At 35.8% G+C, this 15,020-nt stretch carries 14 protein-coding genes; 4 read left to right on the plus strand and 10 right to left on the minus strand.

Annotation, left to right across the window (positions count from 1 at the left end; all coding sequences use genetic code 11):
- Positions 1-57: 57 nt before the first annotated feature.
- Complete coding sequence (purD, locus tag Q0W25_RS00335) at positions 58-1,368, minus strand: phosphoribosylamine--glycine ligase (protein WP_297826042.1); 1,311 nt, start codon at positions 1,366-1,368, stop codon at positions 58-60.
- A gap of 430 nt (positions 1,369-1,798) precedes the next feature.
- Between purD and Q0W25_RS00340 the strand changes: the two genes are divergently transcribed.
- From Q0W25_RS00340 to Q0W25_RS00355, 4 genes are all read left to right on the plus strand, one after another.
- Positions 1,799-2,167 (plus strand): hypothetical protein, encoded by a 369-nt coding sequence (locus Q0W25_RS00340; protein ID WP_298517450.1) that lies wholly within the window; start codon positions 1,799-1,801, stop codon positions 2,165-2,167.
- 122 nt (positions 2,168-2,289) lie between these two features.
- Positions 2,290-3,660, plus strand: coding sequence for an MATE family efflux transporter (locus tag Q0W25_RS00345; protein ID WP_298517452.1), 1,371 nt, complete (start codon positions 2,290-2,292; stop codon positions 3,658-3,660).
- Entirely contained in the window at positions 3,650-4,066 is a 417-nt protein-coding gene (locus tag Q0W25_RS00350) for a MarR family winged helix-turn-helix transcriptional regulator (RefSeq protein ID WP_298517455.1), read from the plus strand. Before Q0W25_RS00345 ends, Q0W25_RS00350 begins: the two co-directional genes overlap by 11 nt.
- Positions 4,063-4,596: a nitroreductase gene (locus Q0W25_RS00355; protein ID WP_298517457.1), complete on the plus strand. Its 534-nt coding sequence runs from the start codon at positions 4,063-4,065 to the stop codon at positions 4,594-4,596. Before Q0W25_RS00350 ends, Q0W25_RS00355 begins: the two co-directional genes overlap by 4 nt.
- Before the next feature lie 40 nt (positions 4,597-4,636).
- Here the strand turns inward: Q0W25_RS00355 and argS are convergent, their stop codons facing one another.
- The 9 genes from argS to ilvD form a co-directional block, all read right to left on the minus strand.
- A complete protein-coding gene (argS, locus tag Q0W25_RS00360; protein ID WP_298517460.1) occupies positions 4,637-6,337 on the minus strand; it encodes an arginine--tRNA ligase in 1,701 nt (566 codons plus the stop codon).
- Positions 6,338-6,355: 18 nt separating this feature from the next.
- Positions 6,356-6,778, minus strand: coding sequence for a signal peptidase I (locus Q0W25_RS00365; protein ID WP_297826054.1), 423 nt, complete (start codon positions 6,776-6,778; stop codon positions 6,356-6,358).
- 17 nt (positions 6,779-6,795) lie between these two features.
- A complete protein-coding gene (gene hemL, locus Q0W25_RS00370) occupies positions 6,796-8,058 on the minus strand; it encodes a glutamate-1-semialdehyde 2,1-aminomutase (protein ID WP_298517462.1) in 1,263 nt (420 codons plus the stop codon).
- Between the two features lie 11 nt (positions 8,059-8,069).
- Positions 8,070-8,699 (minus strand): cobalt-precorrin-8 methylmutase, encoded by a 630-nt coding sequence (locus tag Q0W25_RS00375; protein ID WP_297826059.1) that lies wholly within the window; start codon positions 8,697-8,699, stop codon positions 8,070-8,072.
- 78 nt (positions 8,700-8,777) lie between these two features.
- Entirely contained in the window at positions 8,778-9,977 is a 1,200-nt protein-coding gene (locus Q0W25_RS00380) for an aminoacetone oxidase family FAD-binding enzyme (protein WP_298517465.1), read from the minus strand.
- Positions 9,978-10,003: 26 nt separating this feature from the next.
- Entirely contained in the window at positions 10,004-11,323 is a 1,320-nt protein-coding gene (gene aspS, locus Q0W25_RS00385; protein WP_297826064.1) for an aspartate--tRNA(Asn) ligase, read from the minus strand.
- Between the two features lie 129 nt (positions 11,324-11,452).
- Positions 11,453-11,998, minus strand: coding sequence for a DapH/DapD/GlmU-related protein (locus Q0W25_RS00390; RefSeq protein WP_297826066.1), 546 nt, complete (start codon positions 11,996-11,998; stop codon positions 11,453-11,455).
- Positions 11,999-13,276, minus strand: coding sequence for a histidinol dehydrogenase (gene hisD / locus Q0W25_RS00395; protein WP_298517470.1), 1,278 nt, complete (start codon positions 13,274-13,276; stop codon positions 11,999-12,001).
- 7 nt (positions 13,277-13,283) lie between these two features.
- Positions 13,284-14,933: a dihydroxy-acid dehydratase gene (ilvD, locus tag Q0W25_RS00400; RefSeq protein ID WP_298517472.1), complete on the minus strand. Its 1,650-nt coding sequence runs from the start codon at positions 14,931-14,933 to the stop codon at positions 13,284-13,286.
- Between the last annotated feature and the right edge of the window lie 87 nt (positions 14,934-15,020).

Raw genomic sequence — 15,020 nt, forward strand, 5'->3', positions numbered from 1 at the left:
AAATTACTATTTTGAGTATTGAATGAATAATTAAAATAAAAAAAGAAAAAAAGAAATTTAGTTTAAAATTTCTTTCATGTGTTCAACACGTTTGTTAACAAGTTCAGTTGTACCGACATCGCTTCTGTGGTAAACATTACCTTTAACAAATTCACATGCTTTTTCAGCTATTTTTTCAGCCTCTTCAATAGAATTACCGCTTGCTACAATACCTAATGCCCTTGAACCGGACAAGTGAATTCCATCTTCCTCCTGGCTTACAGCAGCATAAAATACTTTAGCGCCCAAATCTTCAATGGCTTCTTCATCCACTTCAATTAATTCTCCGGCATACTGGGTTTCTGGGTATCCGTCAGGCACAATGTATTTGCACACACTAGCCTTATCAGTGAATTCTACAGTATCTAAGGTACCGTCTACAATAGATTGGCAAACTTCCACTAATGGGGTTTCAAGTAACGGCAAAACATTCATCGCTTCAGGATCACCGAACCTTGCATTATACTCGATTAATCTAGGGCCATCAGCAGTCAACATGAATTGGCCGTATAAAATACCTTTGTATGGCTCTGCTTCTTCAGCAATAGCTTTTAATGTAGCTTTCATAATTTCTACAGCTTTATCATAATCTTCCTGAGTTAAAAATGGTAATAATCCACCAACATCGGAATATGATCCCATACCTCCAGTAATTGCACCTACGTCCCCTTCAAAAGCATGAGGATGGTCTTGTGCTGCAGGCATTGGGGCTAAGTGTTCACCATCACAAAATGCTTGGATTGTAAACTCTTCACCTATCAGTCTTTCTTCAATGATTACTTGTGCAAATCCACCCATTACATTATCTATGACTTCACAGGAGTATTCTTTTGCTTCTTCATTGTCTTTTAAGTGGTCGCCTACAATTTTAACTCCTTTTCCGCCAGTCAAACCTACAGGTTTAACTACAACATCCTTATCAAATTCATCTAAAAATGCAGAAACATCAGCAGAGTTATCGAATACTTTATAAACAAGAGATCCTTCAATTTCATAATCTTCGAATAGCTTTCTCATGAATGATTTGTCAGTTTCAATTCTTGCTGCACTTTGAGTTGGTCCAACACATTTGATTCCATTCTTTTGAAGCTCATCCACAATACCTTTTCCAAGTGGAGCTTCAGGACCAATAAATGCAATATCAATGCCTTTTTCAACTGCATATTCCGCTACCTTTTCAACTTCCCCTTCATCACCTTGCTTGAATTCGGCAATTTTAGACATTCCAGGGTTTATTTTACTCATGTAGCAGTATAATTCAACATCATCTTTAAGTGCATCAGCAATAGCATGTTCACGAGCACCAGTTCCAACTACTAAAACCTTCATAATATTGTCTCCTATTGATTTAATATATGTCCTTAAAAATATTTAAAATGTTTCAAAAATTTTAAAAAACAATATACAGGTAAAGTATACAAATTTATAAATACAGGTGGTAAATAATGAATAAAAATATAATTATAGCAATTTAATCATTATCATCATTGCTATTGTTGGCTTTTTTGTATTACAACCACAACCAACAACTACAGATGGTAAATTAAATACACAATTACACTTTTTAAGTGAAAGTACAATAAAGAACGGAGATACTGTACAATTTGAACTTAAAGACGCAACAGGTGCGGCTATTGTCGCTGCCCCAGTAAAAATTTCATATTTACATGATGGAAAAAATGAAACTTATTCTATTGTAACTGACAGTCAAGGTAAAGGATATTTAGTAATAAACGGTGAAGAAGCTGGAAGTTATGATGTGACCGTTGACTTTGCTGGAGATGCCAAACACAACCCATGTAGTGCTAAACAAACAATAACTATTGAAAAACAATCTTCAGACAAAAACACTACAACAGAGCTCCAACAAGAAACCGAAAGTAATGCTACTGCAAATACTGTAAAATATAATAATGTAGATTCTTCATCAAGTGAAAGTTCCGAATCTACTACATACGACCCAACAAAACAGTATGTTGCCCAATTATACTATGATGAAGAATTAGACGTCTACTACGATGACTTCGGTACAATTCATGGTGGAGAATACGACGGAGATGAAATATATCTCCTTAGAACACACAGTGACCAATTACGCTATCCAGACGGTTATAGCGATTTAGAATAAGTATTAAAATAATTTAATACTTATCTTTCTATTTTTTTAAAATTTCTCTTATAGACCAATACCTTTATATAATAACACTTGCATATACAAGAGTATAATTGCATATGCAAGAGAGGTAAAATATGGAGAAAAATGAAAATATTGAAATGATTACAGGAGACCCTAAGAAGGCCATAAATAAACTATCACTACCTATTATAGCCAGTATGTTTCTAATTTTTGCAAACAACATTATTGACAGTATCTGGGTAGCCGGACTCGGTGCAGAACCACTTGCAGCTTTAGGATATATTACACCATTATTTATGATTATTGTTGGATTTGGAAATGGCCTTGGAGCGGGCGGTAACTCATTGATTTCAAGATACATAGGAGCGGAAGATAAGGAATCAGCGAATAATGCAGCAATCCACAACCTTATCCTAAGCGTCATCGTATCTGTCATCATTTCAATCATTTTTGTTATTCTTATGGAACCCATGCTCAATATGATGGGAGCTAGCAGCGTTCTAAACTACGCTATAGACTACGGATTCATAATATTTTCATGTACATTCGCTCTTTTGATACCTCCGATAGTGGGAGGAGCATTCAGAGCTGAAGGAGACATTAAGCGTGCCACTGTCCCAATCGCACTAGCAGCAATAATCAATATGATTCTTGATCCTATTTTCATCTACACTTTAGGAATGGGAATCAAGGGAGCTGCATGGGCAACAGTATTAGGACCACTTATAAGTTTAGGGGTTATGTTTTACTGGATTTTTGTTAAAAAAGATACATACCTCTCATATAACTTTAAAGACTTCCACAATGACCTTAAAATGTACAAGGATATTTTGGTAGTTGGTATCCCAGCAAGTCTGGAACAGCTAGTATTGTCCGTATTGACAATATTTGTTAACTATATGCTCACCCTGGTTTCCGGACCGACAGCAGTAGCAGTATATACTGCAGGCTGGAGAATCATCAATATCGGAATGCTTCCTGCAATTGGAATCGGAACAGCAGCAATATCAGTAGCTGGAGTGGCATACGGAGCACGCAAATATGAAAATCTGAGAGTCACCGCAAGATATGCTGTTAAAGTGGCTTTAATAGCTTCCATTATTGTCTGTATAATCTTAAATGTATTTGCAAATCAAATCGCATTTATATTTTCATATTCAGAAAACAGCGCACAATTGGAACCGCTGATTGCAAGTTTCATGCAAATAATGTGCTTATTTATCCTATATGTTCCGTTTGGAGCAAGTGCAGGAAATGTATTTCAGGGTGTCGGTAAAGGAACAATTTCATTTATATTAACCACATTCAGGGAATTCATCCTCGTTTTAATATTTGCATATCTTCTGGGCTTTACATTTAATATGGGAGAATTTGGGATCTATTGCGGAATGCTTTTAGGAGGGGGAATTGGTTCCCTTATATGTTATGCATGCATTGAGCTTTACATCAACAAACTAATCAGGAGTGAAAACAATGGCGTTTGATAGCGATATACCAACAGCACCTCTTGTTTCCCTGCTTTACAGAAATCAGAATAAGTTTCTAAATAAAAAATTAAAGGATGTGGAGTTGAGTTCTGGACTATACCCATTACTTATAAAAAGCTATAAAAATGATGGAATCAGCCAGGAAGAACTTGCAAGCTCACTTCATGTGAATGAAAGCACAATAACCAGGAATCTTGACAAGCTTGAAAAGAAAGGATTGATAAGAAAAACTCCGGAAAAAAGAAAAAAAATCATTAGTGTGACAGCTGACGGAGCTGAAATCGCACAGAAGATTATGGGTTATGATGATAAATGGGATGAAACAATCAAAAAAAGCTTAACTGAAAGTGAATATGACAATTTTAAAAAATTACTTAAAAAAATCTGTGAGGACTTAATATGAACCAAACAATAAACGACTTAAAGACTAGAAGAAGCATAAGAAAATTCAAAGACGAGCAAATTTCAGATGAAGACTTAAAAATCATTTTAGAAACCGGGACATATGCTCCAACAGGCAGAGGTGCCCAATCACCAAAAATAGTTGTTATACAGGATGAAGAAAAAATTAAAGAATTATCCGAATGGAACAAAAGCTTTTTCCCTGTTCCAGTTCCAGATGATTTGGATCCGTTTTATAGTGCAAAAACACTTTTGATTGTGCTTGCAGACAGCGAATTTCCAACATATGTCGAAGATGGGTCAAGTGTTTTAGCAGTTCTTGTTAATGCGGCTCATGCGGTTGGTGTCGGATCATGCTGGATTCACAGAGCCCGTGATGAATTTGCATCCGAAAAAGGAAAAGAAATGTTAAAGGAATGGGGAATCCCAGAAACTTACGAAGGCATTGGACACGTAGTTTTAGGCTATCCAGATATGGAAGCTCCAGAACCTTTACCTAGAAAAGAAGATTATATTTATTTTGTGGATTAATTTAAAAAAAAGAAATTAAAGATGAGTCAATTTTACTCATCTACATTTTTTCAGGTGCGGAAACACCTAAAATATCTAAAGCGTTTTTAATAGTGGTTTTAGCCCTATCAACCAATATAAGTCTTGTATCTTCCAAATCAGATCCAATTACTTGTTCTGATTTGTAGAACTTATTGAATGAACCTGCTAAATCATGACAGTATTGTGTAATGTTGTGAACTCTTTTCTTGTTAGCACAATCTTCAACGACTTGTGGGAATTTAGCAATTTGCCTTACCAAATCTTGCTCGGTTTCATTAGGAACCCAATCATCAGCAACCTTCAAAGAGCTGATGTCTTTGCCTGATTTTTTAAGTAATTTGCATGCACGAGCATGTGCGTATTGAATGGAAGCACAGCCTCTTTCGAAACTTAATGCCTCCTCCCATTTGAAAGTCAAGTGTTTTTCAGGGGATAACTTAGCAATGAAGAACCTTATGGCTCCAACACCTATTTCTTCAGCCATTGGTGCAATTTCTTCATCAGTCAAATCAGGATTTCTGGATTTAATTTCATCAGTTGCCCTTGAGACTGCTTCATCAATTAATTCATCAACAGATACAAATTTTCCTCTTCTTGTGGACATTGAACCTTCAGGAAGGGTAATGAATTCATAAAATATTACTTCAGGAGGTTCTTGCCTAAAGATTTCTTCGAAAATTATTCTGATTTGTTCAGCCGCCAATTTGTGGTCTGAACCTAAAATATCAAGTACAGTATCGCCTAAAGTAGCTTTATATTTATGATAAGCAAGGTCTCTAGTGGAATAAAGTGATGTTCCATTGGAACGGCGCAATACAAATTCTTTTTCTATGTTAAAGTCGGTTAAATCAATGTATAAAACATCATCTTCTCTTGTGAATCCTTCTCTTTGAACGAAGTTTACAACATCATCAACTTCGCCGCTTCTTACGAACTGGCCTTCCCATACGAAATCGTCATGGACGATATTCATTCTTAAAAGGGATTCCTTCATTCCTGAAATGCATTTTGAAACAACATCTTCAAAGACTTTGTTTAATTCCTCATCTTCTCCTCTTTCGTATTTTTGGATTAATTCATCAACTTTAGCGTTTAATGCTTCATCCTCTTCAACTGCCTTATTTGCATCGAAGTAAAGCTTTCCAATTTGGTGGTCAATCTTATCGGCTTCATAATCCTCAATTTTTAAGCCACATTCAGTTATTCCACATACGATTATGGCAATCTGTCTTCCCATGTCATTGACATAATATTGGGTTACAACATCCCTACCGGCTAATTTCAAGAGTCTTGAAAGGGAATCTCCGAAAACTGAATTCCTGATGTGTCCAATATGAAGTGGACCATTCGGATTTGCGGAAGTGTGTTCCAATACAATCTTTTCACCATATGCCGGAAGTTTACCATAATCCTCATCCACTTTTTCTAAAAGCAATTTCGCGAACTTTTCATAGTCAATGAAAAAGTTAACGTAAGGGCCGAAGTTTTGAACTTTAGAGAAAATCTCTGGAACTTCAATCTTTTCGACTAAATCGCTAGCAACTTCAGGAGGTGAAGTTCTTAATTTTTTTGTTAGGTCAAAAGCAATTGTACTTGCCAAATCTCCTAATTTTGGGTTAGGAGGAAATTCTAACTTAAAATTTCTGTCTATTTCTTCATCATATTGATCTAAAGCCTTATTAATAGCTTCAATCGCTTGTTTTTCAATTTCAAAATACATTAACTCACCTTATAATAATCATAAACCCCTTAACCAAAGGGAAAGATAACCTATCTTTGGAATTACAACCAGATTATCGCCAAATGTTACAACCTTTGATTGGATTTGCTCTTTTGTAACATAATACGGGTCGGGAGCATTATTATTGTCCCCCTTAATCATGTACATTGTAGTTCCGTTAATATCTGTAATATTTATAATCCTATGAATTACTGGTTGGTTAAACCACTTTGCATCATAAACAACAACATCGCCTACTTCAACATCATCAACATTGAACTCATGTATGCCAAAGAAATCTGCCTTTTCTATAAGGACAATGTCTCCCCTATAGAATGCAGGTTCCATACTTCCTGAAACGACAACATTTAAATGCTGTGCTGCTATCAAGACAATAATTAAAATAACGACATATGATGCGATTTCTTTCCAATCTGTCACACAAACACCTTTAAATTTTATTTGAATGCAGCTCTTAATGCATTATCAATAGCCTGTGAAGTTTTTTCCAAGTCCTCCATACTATGAGCGCTTGAAATGAAATTGCACTCAAATTGGCTAGGAGGTATGAAAACCCCTTCTTTTAATAATTCTCTGAAATACACTAAAAATCTTTCACTGTCTGATTTTTTAGCGTCTTCATAGTTATAAACTTCATTTTCATTGAAATAAATTTGTAACATGGAAGCTAAGCCAACAGGTTGAATATTTAACTCCATCTGATCAACGCTGGCACTAATTTCGCTTCTAAGGAAATTTCCTTTTCTTTCCAAATCCTTATAAAAAGCATCATCCAATTGAGATAAAGTGGAAATTCCAGCTTGAACAGAAATAGGATTACCAGAAAATGTACCTGCCTGGTAGACAGGACCGTTAGGAGCAATCAATTCCATTATCTCCCTTTTACCACAGAATGCACCCATTGGAAGACCTCCACCTACAATTTTACCAAGTGTGGTTAAATCTGGAGTGACACCATAATATTCTTGGGCACCACCTTTTGAAGCTCTAAATCCTGTAATAACTTCATCAAAAATCAAAACGATTCCATTTTCTTCTGTAATTTTTCTAATGAATTCCAAAAATCCTGGTTTTGGTTCAATACATCCAATATTTCCCATTACAACTTCCATTATGATACAGGCAATATTTTCTCCTTCCTTTTCAATTAATTCTGTTAATGCTTCTTCATCATTGAATGGAACGGACAAAGTATTTTTGGTGGTATCAACTGGAATACCTGCAGAATCAGGCAAACATGCTGCACCAGAACCGCCTTTAACTAAAACATAATCATGGGCTCCGTGATATGCCCCTTCAAATTTAACAATTTTATCCCTACCAGTGAAACCACGAGCAAGTCTTATTGCACTCATTGTTGCTTCAGTTCCACTGTTTGCAAACCTTACCATTTCAGCAGAAGGTATTCTTGAAACGATTTCTTTTGCAAGTTTAATTTCGTTTTCTGTAGGAGCTCCATAAGCGCTTCCTATAGTCAATTGATTGGATACTTCCCTTACAACTTTAGGATTAGCATGACCCAATATCAAAGGACCGTAAGCTAAACAATAATCAATGTAGGAATTTCCATCCACATCGTTGATTTTAGAACCCCCCGCACTTTTAACGAAAAACGGATAAGGTTTAAATGCACGTACTGGGGAGTTTACTCCTCCCGGGAAATAATTAATAGATTCATTGTACAATTCTTCAGAAGACATATATTTCACCTTTATAAATGTTGGATTAATGAATTTACACATGCTACAGCAATAGGTGTCCCGCCTTTAGGACCCTCAACAACAATATTTGGAATATTGGAATTTTTTAAAGCTTCTTTTGAATCAGCAGCCCCTACAAAACCTACAGGAACTCCAACAATAGCTTTAAGATTCATTTCACCTTTTTCATATAAATCCATAGCTTCAAAAACAGCTGTTGGAGCATTACCAGAAACGACAATGCCTTCGAAATCATTTTCTGCAGCATAACGCATAGCCGCTGCAGCCCTTGTAATCTGATTTTCTTTGGCTATTTTGATTACTTCCTCATTTCTGATATAACACTCAACTTCCCCTTCATATCTTGTAATACCATATTTAACCATGTTAATGTCGGTTAAAATAGTTTCATTATTTCTTAAGGAAGCCATAGCTGCATCTACAAAATCAGGACTTATATGTACAAGTTTTGCATACTCAGGATCGGCAGTGGAATGAACAATCCTTTCCACAATGTCCCTTTCGGCAGGATTTAAATCTTTGACATCATCTCCAATAAGGCCACGAATAATTTCTCTACTTTTAGTAGCTATATCCAAACCTTGTTTAGTTGATGCACCCATGAACATTTTGTCTGTCATAATATAACTATTAGTTAAAATATAGTTAAATATTTTTGTTTTATATAAGAAATTTAAAAAAAATATAGTATCCTGAAATTATTTTTCACTTGCAGACAACCCTGCCAGATAACCTGTTGAAAAAGCTATCTTCAAGTTGTATCCACCAGTAGGGCCGTGCAAATCCAATACTTCGCCGGCAAAATATAAATTAGGAATTAATGTGGATTCCATTGTTTTTGGATTGACATTTATAACATTAACACCGCCAATAGTCACTTTAGATAGGTCTTCATTAAATCCTGTGATTTCAAAAGTAAATCTCTTTAATTTTTCAATCATGAGATTTCTGCTTTTTTTATTTACCCTTGAAAGCTGGGTCTCGCCATCCAAATCTATTTCTGATAAAAAGTAATCAATGAAATTTTTAGTTAAAAACAGCTTCAGGTAATTTTTAATCATTGTTTTTCCTTTAAGTTGAAAATCGTCGGCAAATCTTTCTTTTAACTCTTCACGAGTGAAAGCAGGGCATAAATCAATAGCTATTTCCAAATCAAAATTAGGATCGTTTTCCAATAAGTTATAATTTAAGCTTTTTGAAATATCATTGCTTAAATTTATGATTCCGGGTCCTGTCAAGCCAACATGAGAAAATAAAACGTTACCTCTGACCTTGACCTTATTATAGATGACATCGACATCGAATAATGTAGTTCCAGCAATATCGGATAAATCCTTTTTAGTAACTAGAGGAACCAAACCATATTTTATGTCAGTTGTCGGTTGGGATGTCAAATTATAGTTGTCCTTGCTGCACCCGGTCTGAGGATAGGTTATGCCTCCAGTAGCAATTATTACCTTCTCGGCTTTTATTTCATCATTGATAATGAAGCCTTCAGTGATTTTTTTAACTTCGAAGTTATAACTTATAACAACATCTTCAAGGTAATCAGTTAGTACTTTCAGCACATCACTGGACTTTTCAGTTTCTGGAAAAATTCTGTTGTCATCCTCTTCAATAAAGTTCAGGCCTTTATTTTCAAAAAATGAGAGTAATTTTTCATTATTAAGCGTATAAAAAGAGTGTTTTAAGAAATTTTTATTATCAAAAGAATCCAATAGCTTTTTTATTGGTTTATTGTTAGTAATATTGCATCTTCCACCGCCAGTAAGCAATAATTTACGTCCTAATGACGGGTTTTTTTCAAGCAATATTACTTTTGAAGTCTTGCTGGCTGCAATAGCTGCCATGATTCCAGCAGGACCTCCACCAATAATAGCTATGTCATATTCTTTCATATTATCTTTTAAAAAAAGAAAAGAAATTAAGGGGTTAATCTGTGTCTGTCTCTTGGGAAGAGTACACATTCACGGATGTTTTCAGATCCTGTAAGTACCATAGTTAACCTATCAGCACCTAAACCCCAACCTGCATGAGGAGGCATACCATATTCGAATGCTTTTAAGTAGCTTCCAAATCCAGCAGGATTTAATCCTCTTTCTTCGATTTGTTTTACGAGTAAATCATGTTGGTGAACACGAGTAGCACCTGAAGATAACTCTAAGTTGTTGTACATTAAATCGAAAGCATGTGAGTATTGTTCTTCACCTTCAACAGGCATTACGTAGAATGGTTTAATAGCTGACGGCCATCTGGTTAAGAAGTAGAATCCTCCCATTGTGTCACCTAATGCTTTTTCAGCTTCACGGGATAAATCTTCTCCCCATTCCATAAGTACGCCTTTTGAGTTAACGATGTCAACAGCTTCATCATAAGTCACATGAGGGAAATCTTTAGTAGGCACTTCCAATTCGTGTCCTAAAACCTCTAATTCGGAAGCGCAATTTTCGTTAATATCCTTTAAAACCTGAATGAGCATGTCATTTAATATTTTCATTACATCTTCATCGTCTGCGAATGAAGCTTCTGCATCGATGGAAACCGCTTCGTTTAAGTGTCTTAAGGTATCGTGCTCTTCTGCTCTGAAAATTTGACCAATTTCAAATACTTTGTCCATTCCAGCTCCCATCATCATTTGTTTGTATAATTGTGGGGATTGACCTAAGAATGCTTCTTTTTCAAAGTAAGTAATTGGGAACAGTTCTGTTCCTCCTTCAGTAGCGGATGCCACTAGCTTAGGAGTGTTGATTTCATAAAATCCATTATCATAGAAGAAATCTCTGATAGTATGGAACATTTGACCTTTAATTTTGAATATTGCAGAAACGTTTTCTTTTCTGATGTCTAAAAATCTTGAATCTAATCTTGTATCAATTCCTGCTTTAACTTTTTCGGTAGGATCCATTGGTAAAGGTTGATTAGCTAAGTTTAATATTTTAATTTCTTTTGGTAGGATTTCAACACCGTTTGGTGCTTTTCCTGCTTCTTGAACTGTACCTTTAATAGCTACAACAGATTCTTTTCTAAGTTCTCTTAATTCTTCTAATATATCTTCGCCTACTTTTTTACTTGGAGCAGTTACTTGAACTCTACCGGTTACATCACGGATGATAACGAACATGATTCCACCGAAATCACGGATTTCATGTACCCAACCCATAATGGTAACATCACTACCTGCTATTTCAGGAGTAGTCTGGTTAGCGTAATTTGTTCTTCTCCAATCATTTAATAAACCTTGCAAATTATTCACCTCGGTTATAAAAATAAAAATAATGATAAATTTTCATTATATTTTTAATATTAAATTTAATATTTAATAAAGATATGCAAAAATAGGGGTTTTAAAAAAAAATAAAAAAATTTGAATAAATTATTCTTCAAATTTCTCTTTGTCTAAAGTCTTAACGACTTTAGCTGGAATGCCGACAGCAACCTCATAGTCACCAACATCTTTTGTTACAACCGCTCCCGCACCAACTATGGCGTACTTACCAATTGTAACTCCCGGCAAAATAGTCACCCCTGCGCCAATCCAAGCTCCTTTTTTAATGATTATAGGTTTACATGTCAGAACTTGCCTGTCATATTCATCATGATTATTTGACAATAATTGAACATTGGCCGCAAACATGACATCATCCTCAATTGTTATTCCGCCACGTGCCATGAAAAGGCAATTGGAATTAATGAAAACATTGCTTCCAATCTTGATATGGTCAAAAGCAGCTCCTGAAATTGGAGCCATGACTGTACTGTTTTCACCAATATTGTCTCCAAACAACTCTTTGATAAGCTGATTATATTCATCACTGTTAGGCAATGTATGATTAAGTTTAAAGACAATTTCAGCCATTTCACCTGCCTTAATCAATTCTTCAGCAGTCATTTCTCTCATGTCGACCCTTTCAAAATCCATTCAATCATCCTCTAATCTTGTCTTGAAGGAATTTGCATGGGCAAAGAATCCTTCATATTCAGCAATAGGAATGGAAGTCTTGGCCAATTCTTTAAGACCATCTTTTGTAATCCTTTGAACTGTTGGCTTTTTAATAAAAGCTTCTGTAGATAATCCGGAATACATCTTAGCTCCACCGCCTGTAGGTAATACGTGGTTTGTTCCGGATCCATAATCACCTGCAGCAACAGGAGAATAAGCTCCCAAAAAGATTGAACCGGCATTTTTTATGTGGGATAATGTTTCATCGTCGTCTTGAGTGGATATGATTAAATGTTCAGGAGCATATTCATTTGTAACATGAATAGCTTCTTCGAATGTGTCAGTGATAATGATTTTTCCACTTTTAGACAATGATTCTACTATAATTTCACGCCTTGGAGCAACTTCTGTTAATTGTTTTACAATCTTATCTGTTTCATTTGCAAGCTTTTCAGAATCAGTCACTAAAAAACAGGATGCATTTGGATCATGCTCAGCTTGAGCTAAAATATCGGTTGCGATGTATTTTGGTATAGCTGTATCATCAGCTAATATTAAAACTTCGGAAGGTCCTGCAGGAAATTCAATATCCACTTGACCATACACTAGTTTTTTAGCTGCAGTTACAAAAATATTACCCGGCCCTACAATCTTTTCAACACTTGGTATTGACTCGGTACCGAAGGCAAGAGCACCAATAGCTTGTGCACCACCAACCTTATAAATTTCATCTGCACCTGCAATGTCTGCAGCAACCAAAATTGCATCTAAAATTTTTCCATCATTCTGAGGTGGAGTAACACATACTACTTTTTCAACCCCTGCAATTTTTGCCGGAATTACTGTCATCAAAATAGATGAAGGATAAGCAGCTCTCCCTCCAGGAATATAACATCCTGCACTGTTGATTGGCCTTACAATTTGGCCTGCAGTTATTCCAGGATTAACTTCAATATTCCATTCGCTGGGAATCTGTTTTTTATGAAATTTCTCAATGTTTAGAGCGGCATTTTTCAATGCTGTAAGCAAAGAATCGTCAAGGGTATCGTAAGCCTCCTTAATTTCCTCATCAGATACCTTCAAATCGTCAATCAAGACCCCATCGAATTTTTCAGTATATGATTTTACTGCCTCATCACCATTTTCGCGAACATTATTTAAAATATCGGATACGGTATCCAAAACATTATTTACATCTTGTTCTGATCTTTTAATGGTTTCAGCCAAATCAATTTCTGAGTATTTTAATATTTCCATGTTAACACTACCTTAAGATAGCACCAGTATCAGCAGAATGAACCAATTTTTGATATAACGCCAACCATCCGTCAACTTCACTTTCAGGATGTTTAACAGTTTCTAGTCTGGAAGCGATCTCTTCATCTGAGAGTTCTACATTGATGGACCTGTTGTTGATGTCTATTTCTATTATGTCTCCATTTTCAATGATGGAAATTGGTCCATTTTCCATTGCTTCAGGAGATACATGTCCAATACAAGGTCCTCTTGTTCCTCCTGAGAATCTTCCATCGGTTATCAATCCAACATCTTTAATGTTCATACCGGCGAGAGCTGAAGTTGGATTTAGCATTTCTCTCATTCCAGGACCTCCTTTAGGTCCTTCATATCTGATTACTACTATGTCGCCCTCATTGATTTCATGGTCAAATATTGCTTTTGTAACATCCTCTTCAGAGTCATAAACTTTAGCAGGGCCTTTAAGATACATTAAATTATCAGCTACGGCACCTTTCTTAACAACACTGCCGTTAGGGGCCAGGTTACCTTTAAGAATAGCTATTCCACCATCTTCATGAACAGGATTGTCCAATGGATGAATCACATTTGTGTTTTTATTCTCAACACTTTCAAGGTTTTCTGCAATGGTCTTGCATGTAACAGTTAACTGATTGGTGTCGATTTTATCGCCTAATGTTTTAAGTACCGCTTGAATACCTCCAGCCAAGTGCAAATCCATCATTGAATCTTCACCTGCAGGAGAAATAAGAGCAATGTGAGGAACGGTTCTAGAAATCTTATCGAACAATTCCAAATCAACATCAACCCCCTCAACTTCACTGGCAAGTGCAGGAATGTGCAGTGCAGTGTTTGATGATCCTCCTAAAGCCATATCAACAGCAATCGCATTATTGAATGCCTCTTGAGTCATGATATCTGAAGGTTTTATGTCCTTTTCCACCAATTCTATAATCTTTTTACCAGAATCAAAAGCAATTTGATTGTTTTCTTCGGTGTTTGCATGTGTTGTTGCACATGTGGGAAGGGATAAACCTATTGTTTCTGTTATGCATGCCATAGTATTTGCTGTAAATAAACCTGAGCAGCTTCCGGCACCAGGACAGGCACATTTTTCAAGTTCATAAACCTCCTCTTCAGACATTTTTCCAGCGGAATATGCACCAACAGCTTCAAAAACTGTAATCAAATCTGCAGGCTCACCTTTATAAGAACCAGCTGCCATAGGTCCTCCTGTAACAACTATTGAAGGAACATTGACTCTGGCTGCCCCCATAATCATTCCCGGAACAACCTTATCACAGCTTGGAATTAAAACCAATCCGTCGAACGCATGCCCTTTTGTCATGCTCTCAACAGTAGCGGTGATGATTTCACGAGAAGGAAGGGAATATTTCATTCCTTCATGATTCATACTGATTCCGTCACATACAGCCATTGTATCAAATTCAAATGGAATGCCTCCGGCGGCAATAATACCTTCCTTTACAAATTCTACCAGGTCCCTTAAATGGATATGGCCAGGTACAATATCTGTAAAACTGTTGGCGATTCCAATGAACGGTTTTTTAAAGTCTTCATCATCTAGTCCACAAGCTCTTAAAAGAGACCTGTGTGGAGCCCTTTGAATTCCTTTTTTAATATTATCACTTTTCATTTAATCACACAATTTAATCAAATCATTATTATATATTCAATTAATATCTTTTATAATATTTGCATATTGTAAAAGAAATAATAATTA

The organism is uncultured Methanobrevibacter sp. (assembly GCF_947166415.1).
In the GTDB taxonomy this organism is placed as follows: Archaea; Methanobacteriota; Methanobacteria; order Methanobacteriales; family Methanobacteriaceae; genus Methanocatella.